Annotated in this window: 8 protein-coding genes; 7 read left to right on the forward strand and 1 reads right to left on the reverse strand. The window is 64.5% G+C overall.

The features are described from left to right. The first annotated feature begins 177 nt into the window (after positions 1 to 177). The 7 genes from AC3WG5_RS18905 (at position 178) to AC3WG5_RS18935 (ending at position 6,601) form a co-directional block, all read left to right on the forward strand. Complete coding sequence (locus AC3WG5_RS18905; protein ID WP_014086799.1) at positions 178 to 576, forward strand: nuclear transport factor 2 family protein; 399 nt, start codon at positions 178 to 180, stop codon at positions 574 to 576. A 39-nt stretch (positions 577 to 615) separates the two neighbouring features. Further along, entirely contained in the window at positions 616 to 2,052 is a 1,437-nt protein-coding gene (locus tag AC3WG5_RS18910) for an NAD(P)/FAD-dependent oxidoreductase (protein ID WP_492570260.1), read from the forward strand. Positions 2,053 to 2,278: 226 nt separating this feature from the next. Next, entirely contained in the window at positions 2,279 to 3,307 is a 1,029-nt protein-coding gene (gene tauA, locus AC3WG5_RS18915; RefSeq protein ID WP_492570262.1) for a taurine ABC transporter substrate-binding protein, read from the forward strand. A gap of 68 nt (positions 3,308 to 3,375) precedes the next feature. After that, complete coding sequence (locus tag AC3WG5_RS18920; RefSeq protein ID WP_014086796.1) at positions 3,376 to 4,188, forward strand: taurine ABC transporter ATP-binding protein; 813 nt, start codon at positions 3,376 to 3,378, stop codon at positions 4,186 to 4,188. Next, positions 4,181 to 5,107 carry an ABC transporter permease subunit gene (locus AC3WG5_RS18925; protein ID WP_492570264.1) on the forward strand — a complete coding sequence of 309 codons (927 nt, stop codon included), beginning with the start codon at positions 4,181 to 4,183 and terminating at the stop codon, positions 5,105 to 5,107. The genes AC3WG5_RS18920 and AC3WG5_RS18925 overlap by 8 nt, the downstream gene beginning before the upstream one ends. 103 nt (positions 5,108 to 5,210) lie before the next feature. Next, positions 5,211 to 5,585 carry a COG4315 family predicted lipoprotein gene (locus AC3WG5_RS18930; protein WP_492570266.1) on the forward strand — a complete coding sequence of 125 codons (375 nt, stop codon included), beginning with the start codon at positions 5,211 to 5,213 and terminating at the stop codon, positions 5,583 to 5,585. 38 nt (positions 5,586 to 5,623) lie between these two features. Beyond that, complete coding sequence (locus tag AC3WG5_RS18935) at positions 5,624 to 6,601, forward strand: beta-propeller fold lactonase family protein (RefSeq protein ID WP_492570268.1); 978 nt, start codon at positions 5,624 to 5,626, stop codon at positions 6,599 to 6,601. Positions 6,602 to 6,748: 147 nt separating this feature from the next. Here the strand turns inward: AC3WG5_RS18935 and AC3WG5_RS18940 are convergent. Next, positions 6,749 to 7,036 (reverse strand): hypothetical protein (locus tag AC3WG5_RS18940; RefSeq protein WP_492570270.1); only part of this gene is annotated, 288 nt, incomplete at its 5' end.

Consider the following 7,036-nt stretch of genomic DNA (forward strand, 5'->3'; position numbering starts at 1 on the left):
CTCCACCCCGCTCCTTCTGGCCCAAACTGGCCCAAACGATTTAACCGAACTGGCCCTACTGCATCGCCCTCCAGCTCACTAATCTGAAGTCGTCAAATGCAGTGGTCCTCCCGCACGGCGCCCGCCGCCGCCACCACACGGACCACCCACAACATCAGAACTGCTTAGGAGAACACGATGTCCCATACCCCAGTGACCGCCGAATTTCTGCAGGCCTTCAGCGACGCCTGGAACCGCCACGATATCGACGCCCTGATGAGCTTCATGGCCGACGATTGCGAATTCCACGCCGTTGCCGGCCCCGACCTGCTCGGCCGGACGTTCCACGGTCGCGAAGCGGTGCGCGAAGGCTTCCAGCTCGCCTGGCAGACCTTCCCCGACGCCGCCTGGCTCGACGGCGATCACTTCGTTCACGGCGATCGCGGCGTCAGCGAATCCACCTTCAGCGGCACCAAGGCCGACGGCACGCGCATCGAGGCACGCATGGTCGACGTCTTCACCTTCCGTGACGGCAAGATTGCGGTGAAAAACGCCTACCGCAAAGACCGCCCGCCGGTCGCCCACGCCGGCAACTGAGCCCGGACTCACATCGCGTCAACATCAAGGAGTCCGAGCATGGATACCCTTACCCAAAAGCGCGCGGTGAACACGGGCCGCGCCACCGGCCCTTCCACCGCCTACGACCCGGCCTACGACCCGCTGATCGCCAGCACCCCGGGCCAGGGCCGTGATTACGCCCCGACCTACTGGATCGGCACCGCCGGCGACCCGCCGCCCGATGACGGCCCGATCACCCACGACATCGACGTCGACGTCGCCATCATCGGCTCCGGCTTCACCGGTCTTACCACCGCGATCTTTCTCGCCCAGGAATACGGCATCAAGGCCACCGTGCTCGAGGCCAACCGCGTCAGCTGGGGCTGCAGCACCCGTAACGGCGGCCAGGCCCAGTGCGCCTCGGGCCGTCTCAAGCGCTCGCAATGGATCGCCCGCTACGGCCTCGACACCGCGCTGCGCATGCACGAAGAAGTCTGTGCCGGCATGGAAACCTTCAAGAACCTGATCAAGGACATCGACTGCGATCCGCAGCCGGGCGGACACCTCTACATCGCCCACCGGCCCAAGGCCATGCCGGCGCTGGAGAAAGAAGCCAAAATACTGCGCGAGGTGTTCAACTACGACGCCCGCATCCTCGATGCCGACACCGTCAAGCGTGACTACGTCGACGACAAGGAAGCCGCCGGCGCCATGCACGAGCCGGAAGGAATCGGCATCCACGCCGGCAAGCTCGCCTTCGGCTACCTGAAGAAGGCGCGCGCGCTCGGCGCCAAGGTGCACCCGTCGAGCCCGGTCATGGGCTGGGAGACCCGCAACGGCGTGCACTACCTCAAAACGCCGGGCGGCATCGTGCGCGCCCGCGCCGTCGGCGTCGCCACCGGCGGCTACACCTCGCAGGGGCTGCACCCGCAGCTGAAAAACCGCCTGCTGCCGATCCTGTCCAACTCGATCGTCACCCGTCCGCTGACGCAAGCCGAGATCGATGCCTGCAACTTCCGCACCACGCAGGTCATCACCGACACCCGCATCCTGCGCCACTACTATCGCCTGATGCCGGATGGCCGGGTACAGATCGGCAGCCGCAGCGCCATCACCGGCCACGATGCGCCCGAGGACAAGTACAAGCAGTTCCTGATCCGTGACCTGCACCGCAAGTTTCCCGCGCTGGAAGGCATCCAGATCGATTACTCCTGGTGGGGCTGGGTCGACGTCAGCCACGACATGATGCCGCGCATCTACCAGCCGGACCCGAAGCAGACGATCTACTACGCCCTCGGCTACGGCGGCAACGGCGTCATGTACTCGGCACAGGCCGGTCGCCGCCTGGCCGCCAGCATCGCCGGCAAGGGCACCCCGGACCTGCCGATCTTCCGCTCCAAGCTGCCGTTCCCGAACGTGCGCGAGGTGGTGGAATCGGAGCTGTTCGCCCCCTTCCGCCGCTTCGGCCAGTGGTGGCTGTACCGCTGGTATCACCTCAAGGACGAAGTCATCTAGGCGCCATTCGCCGATCGCCCGGCCCCGGCCGGGCGCCTGACCGCCGCGCATGTCTCACGCGAGACGTGCCGCCCACCAAGAAAGGAGCACGCCCCATGGCGGCATCGAGCCATATCGATGCCCGATAAACACTGTCAGATCGGCCTTACTGAATCGCCCTGCTGCAATCCATATGGCATATAAATGCCGGTAAATATAATAAATCCTTATTACGATGGAGAAAGACATGTACGGAGCACGCAGTTTCAAGAAGGTTCTCACGTTGTCGGCAACCCTGCTGGCGCTCGGCGCCGGCGGCATGGCACACGCCGAGCAGAAGGAAGTCACCATCGCCTATCAGCAGATCGCCGGTCCGTTGCTGACCGTGATCGCCGATGGCTCGGCGGAAAAAGCCACCGGTTACAAGATCAACTGGCGCCAGTTCGAATCGGGTGCCAAGGTCGGTACCGCCATGGCTTCAGGTGACGTGCAGATCGGCGTCATTGGTTCCAGCCCGCTCGCCGCTGCCGTCAGCCGTGGCCTGCCGCTGCAACTATTCTGGATTCTCGACGACATCAACGAAGCCGAAGCCATGGTGGTGCGCAATGGTTCCGGCATCAACAAGCCGGCCGACCTCAAGGGCAAGAAACTCGGCGTGCCTTTCGTCTCCACCACCCACTTCCACACCATGTTCGCGCTCAAGCTCTGGGGCATCAAACCGAGCGAACTGGAAATCCTCAACATGCAGCCCAACCAGATCGCCGCGGCGTGGGAGCGCGGCGACATCGACGCGGCCTACGTCTGGGACCCGGCACTGGCGCGCATCAAGCAGAACGGCAAGGTGCTGATCACCTCGGGTGAGCTGTCCAAAAAAGGCAAGGCCACCTTCGACGGCATGGCGGTGAGCCGCACCTGGGCCGACGCCAACCCGGCCTTCATGGCGAGCTTCACCAAGGTCATCGCCAACGCCGACGCCGCCTTCCGCGCCAACCCGCAAGCCTGGGGTGCCGACTCCACCCAAGCCAAGACCATGTCCAAGATGCTGGGCGGCACCCCCAAAGATGCTGCCGACGCGGTGAAGCTCTACGCTTACCCGACCCTCCAACAACAGATCTCCCCCGCCTGGCTCGGTGGCGGCAAGACCGGCGGCGCCGTCAAGGCGCTCGTGGCGACGGCTGAATTCCTCAAGGAGCAGAAGCGCATCGACGCGCTGGCCCCGGACTACAGCGCCTTCGTCACGTCGAAGTACGCAGAAGCTGCACTCAAGCAAAAATAATAAGCGCCCGGCATGGGACGCCCGGCCGGGCGTCCCAAAGGACCGAACCAGATCTGAGGAGAACTCTCATGCAAGAGCTTAACGTCAGCAATGTCAGCGTGCGCTACCCGGGCCGGCGCCCGGGCGAGCAGGTCCATGCGCTCGACAACATCAACCTCTCCATCAAGAGCGGCGACTTCGTAGTGGCACTGGGCGCGTCCGGTTGCGGCAAGACTACCTTGCTGAGCCTGATGGCGGGCTTCATCTCCCCCACCGAAGGCAACATCACGCTGGGCGGCAACAAGGTCATGGGCCCGGGCTCCGACCGCGGCGTCGTGTTCCAGAAACACGCCCTGCTGCCCTGGCTCAACGTCATGGAAAACACCGAATTCGGCCTCAAGCTGCAAGGCGTGAGCAAGGAAAAACGGCGCGCGCTGGCCGCCAAGAACCTGGCACTGGTCGGCCTGCAGGACTTTCACAGCCACATGATCTACCAGCTCTCCGGCGGCATGCAGCAGCGCGTGGGCATCGCCCGGGCACTCACCTGCAACCCGGCCATGCTGCTGATGGACGAACCGATGGCGGCGCTCGACGCCCTCACCCGCGAAACCATCCAGGAGTTGCTGCTCGACGTCTGGCAGGAAACGCAGAAGATGTTCTTCTTCATCACGCACAGCGTCGAAGAAGCCCTGTTTCTCGCCAGCCGGCTGATCGTCATGTCGCCGCGCCCGGGCCGCATCACCCACACCTACGAGCTCGACTTCAACCGCCGCTTCCTGGAATGCCGCGACGCCAGGACGATCAAGTCCAGCCCCGACTTCATCAAGATGCGTGAAACCGTGCTTGGCATCATTTATGGCGACGAGCGCGCCGCCGAAGCGAAAGAGGTGTCCCATGTCTAACCTGAAACACGACCCGGAAGTCTCTCTCGGCCGCCAGCGCGGTTCGATCTCGCTGAGCAGCCACCCGGCCAAACCCCACGGCGGCCCAAGCATGCTATCGCAACTGTTCAGCAAGAAATCGGTTCGCCCCGGCGAACAATTCGGCGCGCCCGGTCAGGGCAGCAGCGGTCTCATCAGCTTCGTCACCGTCGCCCTGCTGTTTTCGCTGTGGGTGCTGGTGACCGCCACCGGCTGGGTGTCGCCGCTGTTCCTGCCGTCGCCGCAGGCGGTGTACGACAAGTTCATCCTGGTATCGACCGAGGGCTTCGCCAACGCCACGCTGCTCGAGCATACCGAGACCAGCCTGTACCGCGTGTTCGGCGCCTTTGCCCTGGCCTGCGTCACCGCCATCCCGATCGGCGTGTTGATGGGGGTGAGCCGCGTGGCACGCGGGGTGTTCGATCCGCCGATCGAGTTCTACCGCCCGCTGCCGCCGCTCGCCTACCTGCCGATGGTCATCATCTGGTTCGGCATCGGCGAGTTCTCCAAGGTCTACCTGATCTTCCTCGCCATCTTTGCCCCGATGGCCATCTCGGCGCGTTCGGGCGTGCGCTCGGTATCGATCGAGCAGATCCACGCCGCCTACTCGATGGGCGCGACGCGCATGCAGGTGATCCGCCACGTCATCCTCAAGTCGGCACTGCCGGAAATCTTCACCGGCATGCGCATCGGCATCGGGGTGGGCTGGACCACGCTGGTCGCCGGCGAAATGGTGGCCTCGACCCGCGGCCTCGGCTTCATGGTGCTCAACGCCGCCGAGTTTCTCGCCAGCGACGTGGTGATCATGGGCGTGATCGTGATCGGTCTGTTCGCCTTCACCTTCGACCTGCTGATGCGCTACCTGGAACGCGTGCTGGTGCCCTGGAAAGGCAAGGTCTGACGGCAAACCCGCCGCCATAACATATAGTGCACAACCAGGCGTGGCCATCCTCCCCGGGCGGCCACGCTCCTTCCCCAACCACCCTCAACCCCACGGGAACACGATGAAACGTTGGAATCTGGCAGCAAGCAGTCTGGTTTTTCTGATCACGGGCATGGCCTGGGCCGGCGACGCTCCGGTCGCCAAGACCCAGGGCGTGCTAACCGACACGCGCGGCATGACGCTCTACACCTTCGACAAGGACGTGGCCGGCAGCGGCAAGAGCGCCTGCAACGGCGAATGCCCCGCCATCTGGCCCCCATTGCACGCTGACAGCGGCGCCACTCCGGCAGGCGAGTTGTCCGTCATCACCCGCGACGACGGCAGCAAGCAGTGGGCGTACAAGGGCAAGCCCCTGTATTACTTCGCGAAAGACCAAGCGGCAGGCGACACCCTGGGAGACAACGTCAAGAAGGTCTGGCACCTGATCCGGGAATAATCCGCTCCAGCACACCCACCCGCGAAGAGACGATTCTCATGCTCCAAGAAAAAAAACGTTACGCCGTATTGGCCGCCCTTTTTCTGACCGGGCTGGCGCACGCCGCACCGGCCTTCGACGGCCAGATCCGCAACAACACCCTGGCCGTCAACCCGGCCGAAACCCTCGCCCTGGCCGCCAAGAGCGACAGCGACAAGGTCTACGTCTACGACCTGCGCTCCGGCAAAATGCGGCAGGCGCTGGAAGGCTTCATCTCGCCCCGCAATATCCTGTTCTCGCCGGATGGCCAGTCCTTCTACATCTCGGACAGCACCAAGGGCACCATCGAAAAATGGGACAGCGCCTCGCTGACGCGTTCCGCCTCCATGGCCGTCGGCCCCGGCGCCTTCGGCACCACGCTGAGCCGCGACGGCTCGCGGCTGTTCGTCAACAACCAGGCCACGAGCACGGTCACCGCCTTCGATCCCGCCACGCTGCAACCGCTCGCCGTGATGACGGGCTTTGCCCAGCCCCGGCAGGGCATCAAGCTCTCGGCGGACGACAAGGCCCTGTTCGTCACCAACTTCCTGGGTGACAAGATCACCGTGGTCGAGCCCAGCGGCTTCAAGCCCCTGGCCGAGATCGGCGGATTCAACAAGATCCGCGCCATCGCCATCTCCCACGACGGCAAGACGCTGTATGCCGCCAACAGCGGCAGCGACACGCTGGCCGAGGTGGATGTCGAGGGCCGCTACGTGCGGCGCAGCGTGAAGGTCGGCAGCGACCCTTACGGTGCCGCCTTAAGGCCGGATGGACGTTTTCTGTATAGCGGCAACCTCAAGGGCAACTCCATGACGATCGTTTCCCTGCCGGACTTCAAGGTCACCGGGGAAATCGGCGGGCTGCACGGTCCCCGTCAGGCGATCACGTTCAGCCACGACAGCCGCAAGGCCTGGGTGCTCAACGAGGATGTCAGCATTGCCGAAGTCGATCTGACTGCGCGGCGGATCACCCGTACATTGACCCCCGGCAGCTGAGCGGCAAGCGGGGCACTGCGAGTGCAGGCCCCGCTTGCCTCCGCCCTACCAGGGTGGGGCGATAGCGTAGCCGACACCCGCTGGCCGCGCCCGCTCCACCCCCACCCGCACTCCCCCGGGGGCGGTTCCGGCATCGGAGGCATGCATTCACACCGATCCAGCACGCTTGCGCTCGGTGACACTGCCGCCCTCATCCGCCCGGCTCCCGGCCACGATCTTCTTGTTACGGTCGACATACCGCTGGCACACCCGGACCCGGAACATCGCCGCGCCGGGGACGACGGCGCACGGTTCCCCCTCAGTCAGCCCGCCCGGGTTTGAAAAGGTTGGCCGAAGAACACTACCGCCCACCCCGAAACACCCCCGGCAGTAAGGCGAAGACGGCGCGATGCTTTCTGGCCAGAACAAGCCAAGCGCGTTAGCATCCATGTCGAT

Source organism: Pseudogulbenkiania sp. FW507-F1, from assembly GCF_058781125.1.

Coding starts and splice junctions, on each gene's coding strand:
- AC3WG5_RS18935 (WP_492570268.1), top strand. CDS start 5,624: ATGCTCCAAGAAAAAAAACGTTACGCCGTATTGGCCGCCCTTTTTCTG.
- tauA (WP_492570262.1), top strand. CDS start 2,279: ATGTACGGAGCACGCAGTTTCAAGAAGGTTCTCACGTTGTCGGCAACC.
- AC3WG5_RS18910 (WP_492570260.1), top strand. CDS start 616: ATGGATACCCTTACCCAAAAGCGCGCGGTGAACACGGGCCGCGCCACC.
- AC3WG5_RS18930 (WP_492570266.1), top strand. CDS start 5,211: ATGAAACGTTGGAATCTGGCAGCAAGCAGTCTGGTTTTTCTGATCACG.
- AC3WG5_RS18905 (WP_014086799.1), top strand. CDS start 178: ATGTCCCATACCCCAGTGACCGCCGAATTTCTGCAGGCCTTCAGCGAC.
- AC3WG5_RS18925 (WP_492570264.1), top strand. CDS start 4,181: ATGTCTAACCTGAAACACGACCCGGAAGTCTCTCTCGGCCGCCAGCGC.
- AC3WG5_RS18920 (WP_014086796.1), top strand. CDS start 3,376: ATGCAAGAGCTTAACGTCAGCAATGTCAGCGTGCGCTACCCGGGCCGG.